20 protein-coding genes and 1 pseudogene are annotated in these 20,916 nt (G+C 74.9%); 7 read left to right on the forward strand and 14 right to left on the reverse strand.

Annotated elements, in window-relative coordinates:
- Positions 1–199 precede the first annotated feature (199 nt).
- Together ACJ9NR_RS01990 and ACJ9NR_RS01995 are read right to left on the reverse strand one after the other, a co-directional pair.
- Positions 200–682 (reverse strand): flavin reductase family protein, encoded by a 483-nt coding sequence (locus tag ACJ9NR_RS01990; protein ID WP_412490122.1) that lies wholly within the window; start codon positions 680–682, stop codon positions 200–202.
- A 247-nt stretch (positions 683–929) separates the two neighbouring features.
- Positions 930–1,826, reverse strand: coding sequence for an oxidoreductase (locus ACJ9NR_RS01995; RefSeq protein ID WP_412490121.1), 897 nt, complete (start codon positions 1,824–1,826; stop codon positions 930–932).
- 137 nt (positions 1,827–1,963) lie between these two features.
- Here ACJ9NR_RS01995 and ACJ9NR_RS02000 point away from each other — a divergent pair, with 137 nt between their 5' ends.
- Entirely contained in the window at positions 1,964–2,812 is an 849-nt protein-coding gene (locus ACJ9NR_RS02000; protein WP_412490120.1) for a helix-turn-helix domain-containing protein, read from the forward strand.
- Between the two features lie 217 nt (positions 2,813–3,029).
- Here the strand turns inward: ACJ9NR_RS02000 and ACJ9NR_RS02005 are convergent, their stop codons facing one another.
- Complete coding sequence (locus ACJ9NR_RS02005) at positions 3,030–3,173, reverse strand: hypothetical protein (RefSeq protein WP_412490119.1); 144 nt, start codon at positions 3,171–3,173, stop codon at positions 3,030–3,032.
- A 172-nt stretch (positions 3,174–3,345) separates the two neighbouring features.
- On the opposite strand from ACJ9NR_RS02005, the gene ACJ9NR_RS02010 reads away from it, so the two are divergent.
- From ACJ9NR_RS02010 to ACJ9NR_RS02025, 4 genes are all read left to right on the forward strand, one after another.
- Positions 3,346–3,960 carry a TOPRIM nucleotidyl transferase/hydrolase domain-containing protein gene (locus tag ACJ9NR_RS02010; protein WP_412490118.1) on the forward strand — a complete coding sequence of 205 codons (615 nt, stop codon included), beginning with the start codon at positions 3,346–3,348 and terminating at the stop codon, positions 3,958–3,960.
- 546 nt (positions 3,961–4,506) lie between these two features.
- A complete protein-coding gene (locus tag ACJ9NR_RS02015; RefSeq protein WP_412490117.1) occupies positions 4,507–4,833 on the forward strand; it encodes a DUF3040 domain-containing protein in 327 nt (108 codons plus the stop codon).
- Positions 4,824–5,882, forward strand: a complete 1,059-nt coding sequence (locus ACJ9NR_RS02020) for a DNA topoisomerase IB (RefSeq protein WP_412490116.1) — start codon at positions 4,824–4,826, stop codon at positions 5,880–5,882. The genes ACJ9NR_RS02015 and ACJ9NR_RS02020 overlap by 10 nt, the downstream gene beginning before the upstream one ends.
- Positions 5,883–6,014: 132 nt before the next feature.
- A complete protein-coding gene (locus ACJ9NR_RS02025; protein ID WP_412490115.1) occupies positions 6,015–7,559 on the forward strand; it encodes an FAD-dependent oxidoreductase in 1,545 nt (514 codons plus the stop codon).
- A gap of 33 nt (positions 7,560–7,592) precedes the next feature.
- Here ACJ9NR_RS02025 and ACJ9NR_RS02030 read toward each other — a convergent pair whose 3' ends face one another.
- From ACJ9NR_RS02030 to ACJ9NR_RS02045, 4 genes and pseudogenes are all read right to left on the reverse strand, one after another.
- On the reverse strand, positions 7,593–8,315 hold the full coding sequence (locus ACJ9NR_RS02030; RefSeq protein WP_412490114.1) for a metallophosphoesterase family protein: 723 nt from the start codon (positions 8,313–8,315) through the stop codon (positions 7,593–7,595).
- Positions 8,312–8,569 carry a hypothetical protein gene (locus ACJ9NR_RS02035; protein WP_412490113.1) on the reverse strand — a complete coding sequence of 86 codons (258 nt, stop codon included), beginning with the start codon at positions 8,567–8,569 and terminating at the stop codon, positions 8,312–8,314. Before ACJ9NR_RS02035 ends, ACJ9NR_RS02030 begins: the two co-directional genes overlap by 4 nt.
- A gap of 149 nt (positions 8,570–8,718) precedes the next feature.
- Positions 8,719–9,378, reverse strand: a pseudogene (locus ACJ9NR_RS02040) (nucleotidyltransferase family protein); the annotation flags it as partial.
- A gap of 115 nt (positions 9,379–9,493) precedes the next feature.
- Complete coding sequence (locus tag ACJ9NR_RS02045) at positions 9,494–11,647, reverse strand: SpoIIE family protein phosphatase (protein WP_412490112.1); 2,154 nt, start codon at positions 11,645–11,647, stop codon at positions 9,494–9,496.
- A gap of 219 nt (positions 11,648–11,866) precedes the next feature.
- Here ACJ9NR_RS02045 and ACJ9NR_RS02050 point away from each other — a divergent pair, with 219 nt between their 5' ends.
- Together ACJ9NR_RS02050 and ACJ9NR_RS02055 are read left to right on the forward strand one after the other, a co-directional pair.
- On the forward strand, positions 11,867–12,376 hold the full coding sequence (locus tag ACJ9NR_RS02050; protein WP_412490534.1) for a cysteine hydrolase family protein: 510 nt from the start codon (positions 11,867–11,869) through the stop codon (positions 12,374–12,376).
- 272 nt (positions 12,377–12,648) lie between these two features.
- The gene (locus tag ACJ9NR_RS02055; RefSeq protein WP_412490111.1) at positions 12,649–13,767 is read left to right on the forward strand and encodes an FUSC family protein; all 1,119 of its coding nucleotides are present in this window, start codon (positions 12,649–12,651) and stop codon (positions 13,765–13,767) included.
- Between the two features lie 36 nt (positions 13,768–13,803).
- Here ACJ9NR_RS02055 and ACJ9NR_RS02060 read toward each other — a convergent pair whose 3' ends face one another.
- The 7 genes from ACJ9NR_RS02060 to ACJ9NR_RS02090 are packed head-to-tail and all read right to left on the reverse strand — an operon-like array spanning position 13,804 to position 20,902.
- Positions 13,804–14,718 carry a glycosyltransferase family 2 protein gene (locus ACJ9NR_RS02060; protein WP_412490110.1) on the reverse strand — a complete coding sequence of 305 codons (915 nt, stop codon included), beginning with the start codon at positions 14,716–14,718 and terminating at the stop codon, positions 13,804–13,806.
- Positions 14,708–15,670: a glycosyltransferase family 2 protein gene (locus ACJ9NR_RS02065; RefSeq protein WP_412490109.1), complete on the reverse strand. Its 963-nt coding sequence runs from the start codon at positions 15,668–15,670 to the stop codon at positions 14,708–14,710. The genes ACJ9NR_RS02060 and ACJ9NR_RS02065 overlap by 11 nt, the downstream gene beginning before the upstream one ends.
- Positions 15,642–16,646, reverse strand: a complete 1,005-nt coding sequence (locus ACJ9NR_RS02070) for a glycosyltransferase family 9 protein (RefSeq protein WP_412490108.1) — start codon at positions 16,644–16,646, stop codon at positions 15,642–15,644. The genes ACJ9NR_RS02065 and ACJ9NR_RS02070 overlap by 29 nt, the downstream gene beginning before the upstream one ends.
- Positions 16,643–18,073, reverse strand: coding sequence for a PfkB family carbohydrate kinase (locus ACJ9NR_RS02075; RefSeq protein WP_412490107.1), 1,431 nt, complete (start codon positions 18,071–18,073; stop codon positions 16,643–16,645). The genes ACJ9NR_RS02070 and ACJ9NR_RS02075 overlap by 4 nt, the downstream gene beginning before the upstream one ends.
- Entirely contained in the window at positions 18,070–18,705 is a 636-nt protein-coding gene (locus ACJ9NR_RS02080; protein WP_412490106.1) for a D-sedoheptulose-7-phosphate isomerase, read from the reverse strand. The genes ACJ9NR_RS02075 and ACJ9NR_RS02080 overlap by 4 nt, the downstream gene beginning before the upstream one ends.
- Positions 18,702–19,943 (reverse strand): glycosyltransferase, encoded by a 1,242-nt coding sequence (locus ACJ9NR_RS02085; RefSeq protein ID WP_412490105.1) that lies wholly within the window; start codon positions 19,941–19,943, stop codon positions 18,702–18,704. Before ACJ9NR_RS02085 ends, ACJ9NR_RS02080 begins: the two co-directional genes overlap by 4 nt.
- Positions 19,940–20,902, reverse strand: a complete 963-nt coding sequence (locus ACJ9NR_RS02090) for a glycosyltransferase (protein ID WP_412490104.1) — start codon at positions 20,900–20,902, stop codon at positions 19,940–19,942. The genes ACJ9NR_RS02085 and ACJ9NR_RS02090 overlap by 4 nt, the downstream gene beginning before the upstream one ends.
- Positions 20,903–20,916: the final 14 nt, after the last annotated feature.

Consider the following 20,916-nt stretch of genomic DNA (forward strand, 5'->3'; position numbering starts at 1 on the left):
AGGAAGATCACCGCAGCCCGGGGAGCGGACCCTGGCATCGGCGACCCCGACCGGCACGCACCGCACGTACCGGTCGAACGGTTGTCTTCGGTCAGATGGTAGTGACCTTGAAAAGGAACGCTCAGGGTGGTCCCGTACATCGCGTGGCGGACCCCGGCTCATCGCCTCCCCCGGGCGTACGAGAGCCCTGGACACCACGTCACGCCGGATGGCCGGGCGTGATGTCCAGGGCGTCGTCGAGCCGCAGCAGCGGGCCGCGTGTGCGCTCGCCCCAGTCCACGGGGCGCAGGACGAAGCCGACGTGGTCGCCGCCGTCGACGCGCTCCTCGACGGTGCCCACGAACCAGGCCGCCGCCTCCTCCAGGATCGCCGAGCCGCCGGGCCCCGCCCGCCAGGGCACCTCCGCGAACTTGTCGGTCCGGTCCCCCGTCCGCCCGCCGAACAGGGCCGCCAGCCGGTGCTGCTCGCGGGTCAGCAGATGGACGGCCAGGCAGTCGGCGGCGGACGCGACGCGGTAGGTGTGGTTGGCCCTGGAGATCCACACCACGTACCGCACCGGGTGGATGGAGCACTGGCTCGAGAAGCCGACCAGGCACCCCGACCGCTCCGTGCCCGCCACGGCGGTGACCACACACATCTCCGGGTCCAGCCGGCTCATGAACGCGTCGACGTCGTCCGTCATGTCCCCTCGCTCCGGGTCTCGCTGCCCCTGCCGTGCGCACGAGTCCCCCTTCCACCGCGACTCATGGGAGCAAAGATGCCGCAGTCGACCGCCGGCGGCACGTGATTTCCGGCTCCGGACGTCGCACACGGGGCAGGCCGCCACCCGCGGGTACCCGCGGGGACGAGGCCCGGTACCGGCGGGCCGCAGGGACCCGGCGCCGGCTCCCGCGGAGGATCGGACGTGTCCGTGGAGTCGGCGCCGGCCGCTACCGCGCGGGCCTCTGCCCGGTTCGTTCCCCGCCGCCGATGGCGTCCAGGTCGGTGAGCGCGTCGGCGGGCAGGTCCAGGGCCGCGCCCGTGATGTTCGCGCGCAGGTGGTCCACGGAGGACGTGCCGGGGATCAGCAGCACGTTGGGTGAGCGGTGCAGGAGCCAGGCGAGGGCCACGGACATGGGGGTGGACTCCAGCCGCTCGGCGACCTTCGCCAGGATGTCCGACTGGAGCGGGGACATCCCGCCCAGGGGCCAGTACGGCACGTACGCGATGCCCTGCCGCGCGGTCAGGTCGATCAGGTCGTCGTCCCGGCGGTTGGCGATGTTGTAGAAGTTCTGCACGCACACGACCGGGGCGATCGACCGGGCCTCGGCGAGCTGGTCCGCGCTGACCGTGCTGAGTCCCAGGTGCCGGATCAGGCCCTGCTCACGCAGCTCGGCGAGGGCGCCGAACTGCTCGGCCACGGAGCCCGGTTCGGGCGAGTCGAAACCGCCGACGCGCAGGTTGACCACGTCGAGCGCTTCGAGACCGAGGCGCCGCAGGTTGTCGTGGACCTGCTGCACCAGCTCGGCCGGGGTGCGGGCGTGCGGCCAGCCGCCCCGCTCGTCACGGCGGGCGCCGACCTTGGTGACGATGTGCAGGCCGTCCGGGTAGGGCGCGAGCGCCTCGCGGATGATCTCGTTGGTGACGTGCGGACCGTAGAAGTCGGCCGTGTCGATGTGCCGGATGCCGAGTTCGACGGCCGTGCGCAGGACGGCGATCGCGGCGTCGCGGTCCTCGGGCGGGCCGAACACGCCCGGCCCCGCCAGCTGCATGGCGCCGTAGCCGAACCGGGTGAGGCTGAGGTCGCCCACGCGGTAGGTGCCGCCGGGCAGCTCGTTGTCTGTCATGTTTCCCTTCCGCTCGCCGGCGTCTCCGGGAGCTGGATCCGACCGTACGGAGCAGCCGCGGACCCAGCCTGTGCCCCGGTCATCCTGGGGGTGGCAGGACCAGGCACGGCCCTGGCCCGGCTCGTAGGATCGAGGGCATGAGCAGGCCGAACGCGCTCGGAGAGTACCTTCGGGCCCGCCGTGAGCTGACCGATCCGGCCGACGCGGGACTGCCGGTGGTGGGCGTGCGCCGCACCCCCGGGCTGCGCCGTGAGGAAGTCGCCATGCTGGCGGGCATCAGCGCCGACTACTACCTCCGCCTGGAGCAGGGCCGCGACCGCAATCCGTCCCCGCAGGTGCTGCGGGCCCTGGCACGGGTGTTCCGGCTGGACCCGATCGCCACGGAACATCTGCTGAGCCTGAGCACCGCGCGTCCCGCCGCGCGCCGGCGGCCGCGCCGCGAGGTGGTGCCCGCCGGGATCCTCCGACTGCTGGACGTGATCAACCTGCCGGCGTTCGTGGAGAGCCGGACGTTCGAGGTGCTCGCCGCGAACCGGCTGGCCACAGCCGTCTCACCGAACCTCCGGCCGGGGGTCAACCGGCTGCGTGCGATCTTCCTCGACCCCGCCGAACAGGAGCTCCACCCGGACTGGGAGAAGACGGCCGGCGGGCTGGTCGCGGGGTTCCGCGCGTCCGTGGGCAGCGATGTCGACGATCCACGGATCGTGCAACTGGTCGGCGAACTGTCCCTGGGCAGCGACAGGTTCCGGCGGCTGTGGGCCCGGCACGACGTCACCGCGCTGGCCGGAGGCTCGCTGCGGCTGCGCCACCCGCGGCTCGGCCTGCTGGAACTGGGCCGCGAGAAGCTCCCGATCGCCGACTCCGGCGGCCAGATCCTGGCGATCTACCACGCCGAGCCCGGCTCGGAGTCGGCCCGCGCACTCGACGCGCTGCGCTCCTCGCAGGACACCGGAGCGGATCACTCGACGGCGGCCGACGCCGGGTAGGGGCTGCGGCCGCCTGCGGGACGCGGCGGACGGGACGGCGCGTCGCGGCTTCCACGACGTCCGGAACCGGGCGAGACCCGCGGCCTCGGTCCTGGTGCAGCCGATGCGCGCCGCAGGGTCCGCCGCCTCGAACAGTCCGTCATCTCTGCAGGCCCACCGCCTCGGGCATCCTCGGTGACCGCCCGGCCGCGGAGGGCCGGGCCGCCCCGCTCACCGGCTACAGCAGGCCGATGTTGGTGAGCGGGAAGTTCCAGTCGTTGCTCTCGACGTCGCCGCGGCCGTCATGGGGGACGGCCGGTGCCGCGAACAGCACCAGACCGGCGACGGCGGCGGCCAGGACGGCGACGACACGACGCTTCACGGTTCCTCCTCGGCGACGGCGGTTTCGATCACCGTGCGCCGGACCGGCCGCCCCGCGTGCCCGGACACGCCGCCCGGCCTGCGGATTCAGCCGACCGGTGGGGAGGGGGCCGCCGCAGCCGCCGACGGAAAACCGCTGGCGTGGAGGCGGGCGAGGAGCGGAGACTCGTGCCATGACCGACATGGGGTCGTTCCGGGAGGCGGTCGTCGCCTGGGCGGCGGGTGGACCCGGCGCTCCCGCTCGTGACCTCGCCGCGCGGCTGGACGTCCGGGCGGCCGTGCTGCTCGAAGGGCCGAGCGACGTCGCCGCGGTCGGCGCGCTGGCCGTGCGGCGCGGCCGGAACCTCGCGGACGAGGGGGTGTGCGTCCTGCCGGTGGGCGGCGCGATGAGCGTCGGGCGCTTCGTCCGCCTCCTCGGTCCGCCCGGCCTCGGCCTCCGCCTCACGGGGCTGTGCGACGAGCGGGAGCGTGCCCACTACGCCCGCGCCCTCGACGCAGGGAGCTCACGGCAGGGGTTCTTCGTCTGCGCGGCCGACCTGGAGGACGAGCTGATCCGCGCGCTGGGCGTGCCGCGGGTGCGCGAACTCGTCCGGGAGGAGGGCGAGCTGCGCGCCCTGCGGACCTTCCTGCACCAGCCGGCACAGCGGGGCCGCTCCCCGCAACAGCAGTTGCGGCGCTTCCTCGGCACGAAGAAGGGACGCAAGATCCACTACGGCCGTGTCCTGGTCGAAGCCCTCGACGCCGACCGGGTACCGGCGCCGCTGGAGGGTCTGCTCGCCGGCGTGTGACCGGGGCGGCCGTGGCGCGCAGAGCGCTCGGAGTGCCCGGAGGAGCGTACCCGGGTCGTCCGGCCGGATGCGCCCCCGTCGGCCGGCGGTGTCACCGCCCTCGCCCGCCGCACCGGTCCTCGAAGCGGCGCAGACGGCCCCTGGCCCGCTCCGCCGGCCCGGACCCGGCGTGTCCGCTGCCGCCCCGGCGGCGCCGCCCGACTCGGCCTCCATCGCCGTGAGTTCCGCGCAGGTGCGCGCGTCGTCCGCCCGCTCGGACCGGCCGGTCCGCTCTGCCTCGAGCCGGCCGCGCCGCGCGGCCGGCGACGCGTGCCCGCGTGCCCGCGTGCCGTCGAGCATGTGGAGCCACCGCACCGTCGCCCGCTCGCCCGAACCGCGGACCGTACGTACGGCCGGAGCGCCGGAACTTGGCCCGCGAGAGGCGTCGGACGGCCGTTCCGGGGCACTCGACGGGGCATCACCGGGCGCTCGGGCCCCCACGCCGCACGAGGCGGGGCGGGCCCAGTGGTCCGGTGTCGCGGGCCCGGGTGGAATGAGGTGCTGATCGTGAACGACCGTGACAAGCCCAACGACATCGTGCTGTCACCGCACGAGAGGGTCGCCCTGCGGCACATCGAGGCCGAACTCAGCGGCGACCGACGCCTTGTCCGGCGTATGGGCCAGACACGCCCCCCACGCCCGCGGCGCCGGCTCGCGCTCACGGTGGCGGTCCTGGTGTGCGCCTCGCTGGCCCTCGCCGTGATCGGGATCCGCACCTCCGACCCGGCCGTGATATGGACCTTCGCCGCGCTGTGGCCCCTCACCCTGTTCCAGGCCTTCCGGCTGCTGTGCCGGGTCAGCAGTGCCGGGGAACGCATCACGTCGTGGCTGTGAATGCGCCGGAGCGGTCCGGTGATGTGCTGCGCGGGGCCCGCCTGCGCACCAGCGACCCGCACAGGCCGGGCATCACCAGACTCCGCTGCGGCAAGGGCTTCCGCTACGTCGGGCCCGACGGCCGCCCGATCGCCGACGCGGCCGAGAAGGAGCGGCTGCGCGCGCTGGTGATACCGCCGGCCTGGCAGGACGTGTGGATCTGCCCCGCCGCCGACGGGCACATCCAGGCGGTGGGCACCGACGCCGCCGGGCGCCGTCAGTACCTGTACCACCCGCGCTTCCGTGAGCGGCAGGAGGCGGCCAAGCACGAGCACGTGCTGGAAGTGGCCCCGGCCCTGCCCCGGTTGCGCAAACACACCGCGGACGACCTCGACGCCCGGGGCCTGTGCCGGGACCGTGTGCTGGCCTGTGCGGCACGCCTGCTCGACCTGGGTTTCTTCCGCGTCGGCAACGACGCCTACCGCCGGGACAACGAGTCGCACGGCCTCACCACGCTGCTGCGCCGGCATGTCACCCACCGCCGTGGCGAAGTCCGCTTCACCTACCCGGGCAAGGGCGCCAAGGAAGTGTCCCTGGCGCTGTCCGAGGAGTCCGTGTGCCGCGTCCTGCGGGCACTGCTGCGCCGCGGGGACGACAGCGAGCGCCTCTTCGCCTACTGGGAGAGCCGTTCCTGGCACAACATCCACGCGGACGATCTCAACGCCTACCTCCAGGAACGCACGGGCACCCGCCTCACCGCGAAGGACTTCCGGACCTGGCACGCCACCGTGCTCGCGGCCGTGGCGCTCGCCGTGGCGGCGCCCGTCGCCGCGGAGTCACGCACGGCCCGCAAGCGCGCCGAGGCCCGCGCCGTGCGCGAGGTGGCCCGCTATCTGGGCAACACACCCGCGGTCTGCCGCGCCTCGTACATCAATCCGAGGGTCATCGAGCTCTTCGAGGAGGGCCGGACCATCGCGCCGGACCTGGACCGTCTGGGCGCGGGAGTCCGGTTCGGTGAGCCCGCCACGCAGGGTCCGGTCGAAGAGGCCGTGCTCCGGCTTCTGGCCTAGGTGTTCTGTCCACGGAGGTTGGTGACAGCGATCACTGACGTGTGATCTTGAAATGGGTGAGGGCCTTCTGGCTCGGCGTGGGCTTCCGGCCCGGCTCCGCGTGCCCGACCGCGAGGGGGGAACCCGGCGCTCATGAACGCTGAGACGAGGACGCAGGGATCGTACTGGCTCCAGACCGCGCCGCGGGGCGAGCCCGCCCCGCAGCCGTCCGGAGACATCACCGTCGAGGTCGCCGTGATCGGCGGCGGGATCGCGGGGCTGAGCACGGCCTGGGAGCTGGTCCGGCAGGGGCGGGAGGTGGCGGTGCTCGAGGCGGACCGCATCGCCGCGGGGGTCACCGGACACACCACCGCCAAGCTCAGCGCTCAGCACACGCTGGTCTACGACCACCTGCGCCGCACCCGCGGACCGGAGGGGGCGCGGCTCTACGCGCGCTCGCAGACGGCGGCGATCGAGCACGCCGCCGGGATCGTCGACGAGCTCGGCATCGACTGCGAGTGGGAGGAGGCGTCGGCCTTCACCTACGCCGAGGACCGCCGGCGCGTGGGAGAACTGCGCGCGGAGGCGGAGGCCGCGCGCGAGGCGGGCCTGCCGGCCGACTTCGTCACCGAGTCGGAGCTGCCCTTCCCGATCGCCGGGGCGGTCCGGGTGACGAACCAGGTCCAGTTCCACCCCTGCAAGTACCTGCTGGCGCTCGCCGGCGATCTGCGCCGACGCGGCGGCGCCGTGTACGAGGGCACGCGTGTGGTCGGCCTCTCCGAGGGTGAACCCTGCGTGCTGAGGACCGACGCGGGCGTGTCGGTGCGCGCCGACGAGGTGGTGGTGGCCACGCACTACCCCGTGTTCGACCGGGCTCTTCTCTTCACCCGGCTCTCGCCGCGCCGCGAACTGGTCGTGGCCGGGACCATCGAGGAGGAGCGGGCCCCGCGGGACATGCACATCACTCCCGAGCAGTCCACCCGCTCGGTGCGCAGCGCGCCGTACCGGGACGGCACACGCCTGCTGGTCGTCACCGGCGAGCACATCACCCCCGGTACCGCCGACGTCGAAGAGCGCTTCGCCCGGCTGTCCGCCTGGGCCGGCGACCGGTTCGAGGGCTTCACGGTCACCCACCGCTGGGCCACGCAGGACAACGACTCCACCGACTCCGTGCCCCTCGTCGGGCCGATGCGCGCCGGCAGCGACCACACGTACGTGGCCACCGGGTTCGGCGGCTGGGGACTGAGCGGCGGCATCATGGCGGGCCGCCTGATCAGTGACCTCGTCCACGGTCGCGAGGTCGAGTGGGCCGGCCTCTACGATCCCCGCCGTCTGGGCACGGTGGTCCGCGAGGGCGCGACGTTCCTGAAGAACCAGGCCAAGGTGGGACGGCACTTCCTCGGCGACCGGCTGTCGTCGGTGACCCGGCCCCTCACGCCGGAGGACGTTCCCCGGGGCGAAGGTGCCGTGGTGCGCGTGGGCGCACGGCACTGCGCCGTGCACCGGGACGAGAAGGGCGAACTGCGCGCGGTGTCGGCGCGCTGCACCCACCTCGGCTGCCTGGTGGCGTTCAACCGTGCGGAACAGGCGTGGGAGTGCCCGTGCCACGGCTCGCGCTTCGCGCCGGACGGCAGCATTCTCCAGGGGCCCGCCGTGCGGCCGCTGGAGCGACGCGACATCGGATCGCGCGACACCTGACCGCGCGGCGTCCGAACGGCGGTGCGGCCGGGCTCAGCCGCCGAGGTTGTAGACGTGGAAGGCCCGTCCGATGACGGGCTGCGCCACGTTCCGCACCTGTACGCCACCGCTGGTCATGCCGTGCTCCGTGCCGGAGTGGGCGTGCCCGTGGACGGCGAGGTCGGCGCCCGCGGCGTCGATCGCCTCGGCCAGCAGGTAGCTGCCGAGGAACGGATAGATCTCCAGCGGCTCACCCGCCAGCGTGTCCGGTACGGGCGAGAAGTGGGTGAGGGCGATGCGTACGTCGCAGTCCGTCCGGGAGAGCTCGTCGAGCGCGGTCCGCAGGCCGTCCGCGCACGCGCGGGAGTGGCGGACGAACTCCTTCATGACGCTCTCGCCGAACTCCCCCGCGCAGCGCCCCGCGAACCCGCCTCCGAACCCCTTCGTGCCCGCGACTCCGACGCGGGCGCCGCCCGCGGCCACGACGGTGGACCCGCCCTCCAGCATCCGCACGCCGGATTTCTCGAGGAGGGTGGTGATCTCGTCCGGGCGGTCGCCGTGGTGGTCGTGGTTGCCGAGGACCGCGACGACCGGCACCGGAAGGTCCTCGACCTCCTGTGCGACGACCCGGGCCTCGTCCACCGTGCCGTGGCGGGTGAGGTCGCCGGCCAGGAGCAGCAGGTCGGCGCAGTCGGACAGGGTCTCGAACGCGGGCCTGAGCAGGCCGTTGCTCTCCGGCCCCATGTGGATGTCGCCCACGGCCGCCACCCGGATCACGAGAGGTCCTCCGCGTCGTCGGGCGGAGCCGTGCGCGCCGTGACGAGGTCGCAGCGCACCGTGGCGTCCGGGAACTCCTCGCGGGTGAGCCGCAGGATGTCGTCGCGGCACCGGTCCGAGGGGACCGTGCCGGTCAGCAGGACGGCCTCGCCGCGCATCTCGGCTCGCACGCCCAATGCGCCGCAGCCTCCCGTGGCGAAGCGCTCGGTCAGGTGGGCGACTCGGTACTCGGCGGACCCGGGAGTCCCGCTCATGACGCTCCCTTCGGGGACGGGGCGGACTCGGCCTCCCGCCGGGAATCCGTGACGTGGGAATCCGTGACGTGGAGATCGGCGACGTGGGGACCGGCGGCCTCGGCCTCGGCGGCCTCGATTCCCGCCGCCTTGGCTGGCGTCGCCGCCCCGGGAGCTATGACGTTCAGCCGCTCCAGGAGGTACAGGAACGCCGCCGGCATGGGCTCGTCACCGCAGCTGCGCCGTACGTCCTCCCAGTCGACCTTCTCCCGCAGAGTGCGCGCGGCCGGGAGCACGGCTCCGAAGTCGCAGTGGTGTTCCGAGAAGGCGTTGAGCAGGCTCACCATCACGTCCGTCGGCGACAGCACCGGCATCTGCACGGAGTCGACCGGGAGTTCACCCGCGCGCGCGAGCAGCTCCGGTGTCACGGGGCGGTGGGAGAGTTCGAAGATGATGTCGACCAGCTGACCGAAGCAGGTGGCCTTCAGCAGCCAGTCCTCCGGTGCCGAGCGCACGGTGAGCCCGCCTTCGCGCAGCGTGGCCGCCACCGCGTCGGCGTCCTCGCGCAGGACGCAGAAGTCGACGTCGTGCTGGAGCCGCCCGCCGCCGCCGTGGGCGTAGACGGCGACGCTCCCGGCCAGTGCGAACCGGTGCCCCTTCTCCTTCAGCAGCGCGCCCACCCGCTTGGCCGCCTCCAGGATCGCCTGGGTGCGGTCCACGGGCAGGTCCCGCCGCGCCGGTGCCGCGGGAGCGGGCTCCTCCGGCGCGACGTGCAGGCCGGCGGGGCCCGAGTCGCCGGAGCGGTCCGCGCCGTGGGCGTCGTACACCATGAACGCTCCCTTCGCGATGCCGCGCCCGGGGCGGGGCGCACGCTCCCGATGCCGCCGTCGTGCTCTTGCGCGCACCGGGTACCCCGCGCCATGTGCCCGACACGACCGGGCACGTTCACCCGCCGGCCGCCTCCCGGGCCGTGACGTGAAGGATCAGCAGGGCCAGATCGTCGGCGCAGTCGGAGGCGTGCCGGATCAAGGCGTCGGCCATGGCGTCCGGGTCCGCGGGGTCGGTGCGTGCGACCAGTGCGGCGAGCGCGGCGATGGCGTCGTCGACGTCGACGCCGGGCCGCTCGACGAGTCCGTCCGTGTAGAGCACGAGGGTGCAGCCGGGCTCCAGCGGGAACTCGACGGCCGGGTAGCCGGCCTCGCGCTCGATGCCGAGCAGCAGCCCGGGGGACGCGCGCAGCACGTCGGTGCGGCCGTCGGCGTGGCGCAGCAGGGCGGGCGGGTGGCCGGCGCTCGCCAGGCACGCCGCATGGCGGGCGAGGTCGAGGTGCATGTAGAGACAGCTGGCGAACCGGTCCGGTTCCAGGTCGACGAGCAGGCGGTTGGTCCGGGCGAGGACGCCGCCCGGGGAGGCGCCGGCGGTGGCGTGGCCGTGCACGGCGGTGCGGACCTGCCCCATGAGGGCCGCCGCGTCGATGTCGTGTCCCTGGACGTCGCCGATCGCGGCGGCGACGGTGCTGTCGGTCAGCCGGATGAGGTCGTAGAAGTCCCCGCCCACCTCCACTCCTTGCCCGGCCGGCTGGTAACGGGCGGTGACCCGCAGCCCGGGGAGGGACGGCAGATGCCTCGGCAGCAGGGCGGCCTGGAGCTGATGGGCGACGGCGTACTGGGTGTCGTAGAGGCGGCCTCGTTCGAGGGCCTGGCCGATGAGACCGGCCAGCGCCATGAGCGCCGCGCGCTCGGGGGGCGGGAAGTGCCGGGGCCGGTCGTAGGACAGGACGAGGGAGCCGACGGGCCGGCCGGACGCGATCAGCGGCAGGAACGCCCAGGACGTCTTGTCGTCCAGGCGGACGGCGCGGGGGTAGGACCGCCGGAGTTCGTCGAACCCGGTGAAGAACTGCGGGCTGCCGCTCTCCATCACGTGCAGGGCCGGGGTGTCGGCCGTGAGGGGCAGGTCGTCGAAGCGTTCCATGAGTCCGGGGTCGTAGCCCCGGTAGCCGAGGATGCGCAGTCTGCCCTCCCGCGGCGCGTTGACGGCCATGGCGGTCGCGCCGAGGGCGGGCATGAGCTGGTCGGCGGCCTGGTCCACCACGTCCTGGACGCCGACGGCCTCGGTGAGCGTCGCGGCCAGGTGCATGAGGTGGTAGAGGAAGCCGGCCCGGCTCGCTCCGCCGGCGGCGGGGTCGGCCGTTCCGGCGGCGCCGGCGGGCGACGCCACCGGGCCCGGCGGCAGTTCGTCGCGCGGGTCGCCGCGGGTGATCCGTACGCTCATGCCGGACGCGTCCGGGTAGAGGGCGAAGGCGAGCGGGGTGTCCGGAGGGCGCACCGCCGTGAAGGTGGTGGGCCGCTCGCTCACCACCGCCGCCCGGTAGTGGTCCTCGATCTCGGCGACGTCCATCCACGGCAGTGCCTCCCACGGCAGCGTGCCCAGCAGGGAGCCCGCGTCGGCGCCGAGGAGCCGTGCCGCCTCCGGTGTGACGAAGGTGAACCGTCCGGCGTCGTCCAGCGCGCAGGCCCCTCCGGGCAGCCGGGCGATGAACGCGGCAGCCTCGCCCCCCTCGGCCGGTGCGGCACCGGCGCGCGAGGGGTGGGGCAGGATGCGTGGTCCACCCGGCGGGCGCGGGCTGTCGCGGACGCCGGTGTCCTGCAGCAGCCGGCCCAGCCGGCGGCAGCCGGCGTCGATGACCGCGCGCTCGGCCCCGCTGAGCCGCGCCGGATGGGCGGCGGGCCACAGCAGCACCAGACCGCCGACGGCGGAGTGCCGTGCGGTGAGCGGGGCGGCGGCCAGCGCGAAGGCGTACGGCAGCACCAGGGACGTGCGCGGATAGCGGCGGGCCATCTCCTCCATGTCGCCGACCCAGATCAGGCGGCCGGCCCGTACCGCGTCGGCCACCGGTACCGCGTCGGCGAGCCCCACCCGGGTCCACGGAACGGCCATTTCACGGGGAGTCCCGGTCAGCGCCACCAGCCACAGGGCGTCACCGTCCCGCGGCAGCACGTAGAGCAGCCCCCTGGACGCGCCGCAGTCCCGGACGACGTCCAGCAGCAGGGTGTCGGCCGGCTCCGGTGCGACGTCCGTCGTGGCCCGGTTCTGGCTCACAACGCCTCCTGGCGCGCTGAGGGGGACTGCCGGGGCACCGGGTTCCCCGGCGGACCCGGAAGAAGCAGAGGGACGGCGTGCCACTCGCGCCCTTCCCGTTAGCTTCGCTCCTCGGCCGGGTACTCGCCAGCGCGCTCTCACGCGCGTTCCCCGGAACCGTCGCGACGACCACGGCAGCGCCCCGCTGGAGGCACGGTGCACGCACTCATCGTGATCGACATGATCAACACCTACGATCACGAGGACGCCGACCTGCTCGTGCCCTCCGCCGAGCGCGTGGTGCCCGTCGTGGCCGGCCTCATCGGCCGGGCCCGGGAGGCGGGCGCGCCGGTGGTCTACGCGAACGACAACTTCGGGTCGTGGCGCTCCCACCAGGGAGAGATCGTGGAGAAGGCGCTGTCCACGCCGCACCGCGATCTCGTCGAGCCGCTGCGGCCCGACGACGACGCGCTCTTCGTGCTGAAGGCGCGGCACTCCGTCTTCTACGAGACGCCGATGTCCTACCTGCTGTGGCGCCTGGGTGTCGACCACGTCGTCCTCAGCGGTCAGGTCACCGAACAGTGCGTCCTGTACTCCGCCCTGGACGCGCACATCCGCCATCTGGACGTCACCGTGCCCAGGGACGCCGTCGCCTGCATCCATCCCCGCCTCGGGTCCGCCGCGCTGGAGATGATGGAACGCAACATGGGCGCCCGGATCGTGACGGCCGGGGAGACCGACTTCGCCTGAGCCCCCGCGGCTTCGCCGGTGGCGTTTCGCTGAGGCCGGATCGGCGCGAGGGGGGCTCGGGCGGCATGGCCCCGGTGCCCTTCGCGGCGTCCCTGCCGCACGCCCCGCTCCGTGTCCCGCTCCGGCGTGGGCTTTCGCACCCGAGGCTCGTTGCTTCGGCCCGCCGGCCTGGGGAACCCACCCCCTTTGCACCATGCGGAGAATGCGGGGAAAAAACCGAAATGACATGGACGTCGGACGCGACTCGGGCCGTGGCCACGAGGCTGTCGGGGGTGGCGCAGGCCGTTCAGCGCGCATGCCAGGGACCGTGCAGGGAGCGGGATCTCGCCGCGCAAGCGCTGAAGGCCGCGCTCGCGGCCTGGCTGTCCTGGGCGGTGGCCGGCTGGTGGCTGCACGCTCCCGTGGCCTACATGGCACCCTGGATGGCGATCCTGCTCGTGGAGTCGACCGTCTATCAGTCGGTCGCCCACGCGCTGCAGCAGCTGGTGGCCATCGCCGCGGGCACGGCCATGGCCACGGGCCTGATCCTGCTGATGCACAACAGGATCGGCACCATGGGTCTCGTCCTGCCCATCGTGGTGCTCCTCAGTTCCTGGTCACGCCTGGGACGCCAAGGGATCTACACGGCGACCGGCGCCCTCTTCGTCCTCACCGACCAGAAGGTCAGCGTGGCGACGTCAGGGTTCCGCATCGCCGAGGCCGCCTTCGGAGCCGCAGTCGGCATCGCCGTCAACGCGCTGATCCGGCCGCCCGTCTACCTGCGCAACGCCCGTGCCTCGCTGAGCGAGGCCGCCCAGGAGACGGCCGGGATCCTCGAGGCACCGGCGTCGTGCCTGGCCGACGGGGAGTGGGGCGAGGAGGAGGCGAACGGCTGGCACCGGCGGGCCCTGCACCTGAAGCATCTCGTGGCGGAGTCCCGGTCGGCCGTCGGCTGGAGCCGGGAGAGCCTCTGGGGCAACGTGCGCCGGCGCACGCTCGCCCGGTCGTTCCCGGGCAAGGACTACGACGCCGTGATCCTGGTCCTGGAATACGCCGCCGTGCACACCACGGAACTCACCCGCACCCTGCTCGAGGCGGCGGCCGAGGGCCGCCAGGAACGGTGGTCCCGGCTGCCCCTGATCCGCGGTTACGCCGACTTCCTGACCGAGGCGGCGGAGGTGATGCGGCTGTACGCGGAGAGCGGCTTCGGCGCGGAGCGCCAGGAGGACCTGCAGCAGGCCGCCAAGAAGATGCGGGCCACGGTGGACGGCCTGCACGAGCGGATGCCGGACGGCCTGCGGTCCGAGCCCCAGGAGGCGTCGGCGTACGGCACTCTGCTGCTGCAGGCGCAGCGGCTGGCCGGACATCTGGAGTCGTCCGCCCGGCAGGAGCCGGCCGACGGGGACGCCTGAGGCGGCCGGCCGCCGGCCCACGCACCCGGCCGGCGGTCAGCCCACGTACTTGCGGGCCGCCGACCCGCGCCGCGCCCGCTGCAGGGTCGCCAGCACGCCCTCGACCTCCGGGCCCACGGGGTCGCGCTGCCGCAGCACCCAGGGCAGGCCGGCCAGCGCGTGGGCCACGGCGCGGACGGAGGCGGCGTCCCGCGGCACGCCGGCCAGCAGCGCGGCCGTGCGGCGCAGCGCGGGCAGCACCGGGCGGCGCAGCCAGGTGAACCACAGCGTGTTGCGCAGCCCGAGGATCCGGCGCCGGGTGCTGTCCCGCCGCTCCGACGCCGCGTGGTGGACCAGCAGGTCGTCGAGGTAGGCCAGCCACCAGCCCTGCCGCAGCAGATCGGTGGCCAGCAGTTCCTCCTCGCCGCCGAGCCACAGACCCGGATGGAAGCCGCCCGCGCCGCGGAACGCCTCGGTGCGCAGGACGGTGGCGGCGGCGAGGAAGGAGCCGAGCGCCGGACCGGGCAGCCAGTCGGGGCCGGTCAGCGGTGAGTCGCGCAGTTCCGGTACGACGGGATCCTCGGCCCCGGACGGCTCCACGACGATGCGGGCGGTGACGGCGGCGAGCCCCGGCCGCGCGTCGAGCACGTCGGCCGCGCGGCTCAGGCTGCCCGGCTCCCACCAGCTGTCGTCGTCGCAGAAGGCGACGTACGGCGTGCGCACCCGGCGCACGGCGAGGTTGCGGCCCACGGCGCCCAGGTTGCGCTCCGGCCGCAGCAGGCGGACGCGGGGGAAGTCCCGCCGGACGGCTTCCGCGGTGCCGTCGCAGGAAGCGTTGTCGGTGACGATCACTTCCGGCCGCTCCGGCAGCCCGTCCAGCTCACCGAGGGTGCGCAGCAGTTCGTCGCGGCGGTTGTGCGTGATGACCACGACGGTCACCCGTCCGTCGGGTGCGGTGGCGTCAACGGCCATGGCGCTCGGCCTCCTCGGGTCCTGGCGGCGGGTGCTCCGCCCCGGTCTCCAGCAGTCCGGCCGCCCGCTCGACCCGCGCGGGAAGCCGTCGGCGCCGGGCGAGGGCCGCGGGCAGCCGTTCCAGGAGCTCGCGCAGGGCGCGGCGGGCGCCGGGGCGGTCGGCGACGGCGGCGGCGGCGAGGCGGGCGCTGGCCCGCAGGGCGAGGCCCACCGGCCGGCGCAGCCACAGGGTCAGCACCTCGTTGCGGCGGATCACCGGGCTGCGGCCGTGGCGGCCGCCGGGGGCGGGAGCGTGCCAGGCCGTCAGCGAGGGCTCGTAGGCGACGCCCCAGCCGCCGGCCGTGAGGTCGTAGGCGAGCAGCGTCTCCTCCGCGCCGAAGAACAGCACCGGATGGAAGCCGCCAGCGGCGAGGAAGGCCTCCCGGCGCACCACGCAGGCGCAGGCCAGGAAGCCGAGCACCGGCCGTCCCGGCAGGTCCGCCTCCGCGGGCAGGGGGGATTCGGCGAGTACGGCGTTCAGGGGGTCCTCGGCGCCGCCGGGGCTGAGCAGGGTGCGCGCCGCCAGCAGGCCCAGCCGGGGATGCGCGTCGAGCAGGTCGGCGGCGCGCCGCAGCGCCCCGGGCGACCACCAGGAGTCGTCGTCGCTGAAGGCGACGTAGGGCGTGGCCGCCCGGCGCACGGCGAGGTTGCGGCCCAGCGCGCCGGTGTTCTCGCCGGGTCGCAGGACACGGGCGCCGGACGGGTGGTGGCGCAGGGCCCGCGCGGTGGTGTCGTCGGAGCCGTTGTCGACGACGATGACCGGGGGCCGCTCGGGCAGGGTGCCGAGTTCGTCGAGGGTGTGCAGGAGGCTGTCGCGGCGGTCGCGGGTGATCACCGCGACCGTGACCCGGTCGTCCGGGGCGTCGGCGTCTCCGGGCGGCCGGTCACCGTGGACGGGCGGCGGCACGAGCATCAATTCCCTTCCGTTGCGGGCTGGTTGCCGAGTGGTGGCGCAGCTGTTCCAGCGCCGCGGCGGTGGCCTCTCCGACGCCGATCCGCAGCAGGCGGGGATCGGGGACGGCGCCGTGCGGGTCCCCTGGCGGGCCCGGTTCCCACAGGGCCGTGTGCCGGACGTCGCGGGGCGGGCCCCACAGCCGGGGCGACACGGGTCCGAAGAGCGTGACGGACGGGGTGGCGTGGGCGACGGCGAGGTGGGCGAGGCCGGTGTCGCCGCTGACGACGAGCGCGGCGCGGGCGACCAGCGCGGACAGCTCGCCGAAGGCGAGACCGCCGGGCAGCAGGTCCCGGGGCGCGAGTCCGGCGCGCTCGGCGACGGCCCGCACGAGCGCGTCCTCGCCGGGGCCGCCGCTGACGACCACGCGGTGGCCGGCGGCGCGCAGGCGCCTGGCCAGGCCGCCGTAGCGCTCGGCCGGCCAGCGGCGGGCCGGCGCGTCCGCGCCGGGGTGGACGACGACGGCTCCCGGCGCCGGGGAGGGGACGGGCGGGGGCGGCAGCCGTACGTCGTCCGGTTCGGCGGCGATGCCGTGCGCCCGCAGGAAGCGGCACCAGCGTTCGCGCTCGTGTTCGTCCGCCCGCCACAGGGACGGCCGGTGGCCGGCGTGGGCGAGCAGCCGCCGGGGGTGGAGGGCGGCCAGGACGTCGCGGCTCTCGGGTCCGTTGCCGTGCAGGTCGACGGCGAGGTCCGGGGGCGGTCCGGGCCAGTGCGTCAGCGACGGCACGCCCCGTCCGGGCGCCTCGGCCGGAAACACCTCGTCGACGGCTGCCGTGGCGAGCGCGGCCTCGGTGAGGGCGGCGGGCAGGGCCAGCACCACGCGGTGGCCGGGGAAGGCGCGCCTGAGGCCGCGCAGTGCGGGCACTCCGGCGAGCAGGTCGCCCAGTCCCAGCGCGCGCAGCACCAGCAGGGTGGGCCGCCGCGCCGCCGGCGTCACCGCCGCCCTCCGCGCGGGCCCGCGGGGGTCAGGCCGGCCGCGGACGGGGTGAGGGCGGCGCGTTCGGCGATACCGGTGGTGGAACGGCCGTCCAGGTAGGGGAAGAGGACGACCTGTCCGCCCCAGCTCGCCACGAGCGCGGCCTCCGGCATCGGGGTGCGCGCGTAGTCGCCGCCCTTGGCCCAGATGTGCGGGCGCAGTTCGCCCAGCAGCCGCTCGGGCGTGTCCTCGTCGAACACGGCGACCGCGTCCACGCACTCCAGGGCGCGCAGCACCCTGATCCGGTCCGCGAGCGGCACCAGCGGCCGGCCGTCGCCCTTGCGCCGGCGTACGGACGCGTCCGAGTTGACGCACACCACCAGGCAGTCGCCGCTGCGCCGGGCCGCCTGCAGCAGGCCCACGTGACCGGCGTGCAGCAGGTCGAAGCAGCCGCCGGCCGCGACGACGGTGCCGCCGGCCGCGCGGACCCGGGCGGCCGCGCCCAGCGCCTCGTCGGTGGGGTCGCCCGTGGCCGGGGGCGCGGGCTCGGCGGCGAGTGAGCGTACGCCGCCCTCGGCGACGTAGCGGGTGGCGGCGTGCACGGCGCCGCGCACGGCGTCCTCGGTGAGCTCGCCGTCCGCCAGGAGCCTGGCCGTGGTGGCCGCGAACCGGTCGCCGGCGCCGCAGGGGTCGCCCTGCGCGCGCTCCGGCGAGGGCACCATCAGCGGCGTCCCGCCGTGCGACAGCAGCGCGCCGCGCCCGCCCAGCGTCACGGCCACGGACGCGGTGCGCCACGCCTGGACCAGCGTGGCGGCGTCCCGCGCCGCGACGCGCAACTCGCCCGCGGGGCCCGGCTGCCGGTCCTTGTCCACCCGGCGGGCGAAGGCGCGGGCCTCGGCCACGGAGGGGGTGGCGACGCGGACGCCCGGCACCGGCGGCTGCCCCCGGGGGTGCGGATCCCAGACGACGGGCGCCCGCCCCGCCGCTTCGGCCAGTGCCTCGCGCAGGGTCTCGGCGCTGCCGCGGCCGTAGTCGGACACCAGGACGGCGGCCGCCCCGGCGATCACCCGGCGCGCCTCGCGGGTCGATTCCCGGGCCCGGCCCTCGCCGTCGTCCAGGCGCAGCAGCGGGCGGCCCTCGGCGAGGACGCGGGTCTTGCTGGACAGGGTCCCGGTCAGGGGCAGCGCCACCAGCCGGACGCGGCCGTGCAGCATCTCCCGTACGGACGCGCTGGCCGGGTCGTCGCCGAGTGCGGTGATCAGGGTGACCTCCCGGCCGTCGGCCGCGGCGAGGCAGGCAGCCAGGGCCGCTCCCCCGGGCCGGCTCGCGTGCCGGGCGTCGCTGACGACGGGCACGGGCGCGTCGGGCGCGAGCCGTTCGACGCGCCCGGTCACGTCCTGGTCGAGCAGGGCGTCGCCCACGACGAGCAGCGGGGCCGGCGTGCTCATGGGTGCTCCTTTCCCGCCACCGCCCAGCGCGGGCCGGACTCCCGCCCGTGCCGAGGGTGCCGCTGGTGGCCGACCGCGCGGTCGAAGGACTCGCAGAGCATGTGCACGGCCACCAGGTGCAGTTCCTGCACGGTGGCGGAGGTGGCCGCGTCCACGCACAGGGCGTCGTCTGCGGTGGCCTGCAGCGGGTTGGGCGCGGGGCCGGTGACGGCCCAGACGCTCAGGCCCAGGCGGTGGGCCTCGGTGGCGGCGGAGAGCAGGTTGGCGCTGGCGCCGCTGGTGGACAGCAGCATCAGGACGTCCCCGGCGCGGCCGTGCGCGGCGACCTGGCGGGCGAAGATCTCCTGCACGCCGTAGTCGTTGGCGATGGCGGTGGTGGAGGAGGTGTCGGCGTGCAGGGCCAGCGCGGAGAAGGGCGGGCGGTCGTCGCGGTAGCGGCCCACCAGTTCGGCGGTCAGGTGCTGGGCCTGGGCGGCGCTGCCGCCGTTGCCCGCCACGAGGAGCCGCGCGCCGCCGGCGAGCCGGCCGGCCAGGGCGGCGCCCCACCGCTCGATGCGGGAGACGTCGTGGCGGAACCGGGCGAGCGCCTCCATCAGGTCGTCGCAGTGCGCGGTGTCGGTGACGAGTTTCATCGGACGACTCCCGAGAGCGAGGGCAGGGACGAGACGGCGCTGTAGACACGGGTGACTCCGTCGGCCACGCGGTCCCAGGTGTAGCGCTCCAGGACCCGCTGCCGCCCCTGGGCGCCGTAGCGTTCCAGCAGGTCCGGGTCGTCGAGCAGGCGGCGGATGGTGGCACCGACGCGCTGCTCGTCGCCCTCCCCGGGCGGGACCAGGACGCCGGTGCGGCCGTCCTCGACGGTGTCGAGCTGGCCGCCGACGGCGGTGGCGACGACGGGTGTGCCGCAGGCCATGGCCTCGACGGGGACGATGCCGAAGGGCTCGTAGCGCGGCAGGGAGAGCACCAGGTCGGCCTCGGACATCAGCTGCGGCATCCGGCTGCGGCCGACGCCGCCGAGGAACGTCACGCGGTCGCCCACCCCGCACGCGTCGGCGATGGCCAGGAGCCGTTCGGCCTCGGGTTCGGCGTAGAGCAGGGCGGATTCCGGCCCGCCGGCGACGACGAGTTCGGCGCCGGGCACGTGGGCCAGGGCGCGGATGGCCCGGTCGAAGCCCTTGCGGGGCACGAACCGGCCGACGGTCAGCAGCCGTCGCGGCCCGGACCGGGCGCGCCGGTCCGCCGGGCCGGGGGCGAACTGCTCGGCGTCCACTCCGCAGGGCACGACGGTGATGGTCCGCCGGGGCAGTCCCATGGCCACGAGTTCGGCCACCTCGTCCTCGCAGGTGGCGATGATCGCGCTGCTCCCGCGGCCCACGGCCTTCTCGGTCTCGATGCGCTCGGGCGGGCTGGTGTCGGCCGTGCCCTGGTAGCGCTTCTTGACCGTGCCCAGCGCGTGGTACGTCTGCACCACGGGCAGGCCGAGGTCACGCGCCCCGGTCAGGGCGGCCGTCCCGGACATCCAGAAGTGGGCGTGCACGACGTCCGGTGGCTGCGCCGCCCACTCCCGGGCCAGCCAGGCTCCGAACTGCGCCATGTAGGGCGGGAGTTCGTCCTTGGGTATGGGGGCGGCCGGCCCCGCGGGGACGTGCACGACCTGTACGCCGTCGGGTGTGGTGACCCGGTCCGGCAACCGGCGCTCGTCGCGGCGTGTGTAGACGGTGACCTCGTGTCCGCGGCGGGCGAGCAGTCCGGCGAGCTGGGCCACGTACACGTTCTGTCCGCCGGCGTCGGGTCCGCCGAGCTCGGCCAGCGGGCTGGCGTGCTCGGAGACCATGGCGACGCGGCCGGCCGAAGGGTAGCTGTGGCTCATCGGGTGACCTCCTTGATCAGGCGTTCCCAGTCGTCCAGGAAGCGCCGTTCTCCGTATCGGGCCTGAGCCGCGGCCCGGGCGGCCTCCCCTGTCCGGCGCGCGTGGGCGGGATCCGCGAGCAGTCCGCGTACGGCGCACCGGAGGACGTCCATGCGGTTGGAGACGACTCCGGCCCCCTCGGGCACGGCCTCGCGGACCTCGGTGGTGGCCAGCGCGACCACCGGCATGCCGAGGAACATGGCCTCCAGCAGGGACAGTCCCAGCGAGGTCCAGCGCACGGGGTGCAGGTACAGGCGGCGGCGGGCCATCGCCGGGTGCAGTTCGCTCTGGGCCAGGTCGCGGCTGCGGCAGCGTTCGGGCGGCAGGCCGAGACGGCCGGCGAGGCCGCGGGTGCCCATGCCGAAGACGTCCAGCGGCGCCCACTCGGCGAAGCGGGGCAGCAGGTCCGTGCCCGTCGTACGCCCGCGCCGCACCGGCTCGTTCACGACGACCGCGGCGCGCGGCTCCTCGCCCGTCCACAGATGGCCCGGGTCGATGATGCCGTGCTCGATCACCTCGGTCGGTGCCCGGCCGTTGTCCCACATCAGGTGGTTGAAGTGGGTGACGTGGACGAGCGTGATGTCCGACCGGTCGGCGAGCGGGTGGCGGTCGTCCACGGGCGAGTCGTGCGGGCTGTTGTGCTCGACGTACACGGCCGGCACGTCGACGCCGGGCCGGCGGCCCGTCCAGCGCCGGGCGAGTTCGAGTTCGTGCGGCCGCTGGAGCACCATCAGGTCGATGTCGGCCTCTCGCAGCTGATCGGGCGTCAGTTCCCGTACGTTCTCCGGCCATCGCCAGGTGCGCGCCCGGCCGAGCCCGTCGGGACCGCGGTCCGGTGTCACCGGCACGAGGCAGGTGTGCGGGCCTTGCACGAACGACGTCAGCCAGGAACCGTGCACGTGCCATATCAGGATGTTCATGGGGGGTTCTTTCT

This window comes from Streptomyces sediminimaris (genome assembly GCF_047049295.1).
GTDB classification, from domain to species: domain Bacteria; phylum Actinomycetota; class Actinomycetes; order Streptomycetales; family Streptomycetaceae; genus Streptomyces; species Streptomyces sediminimaris.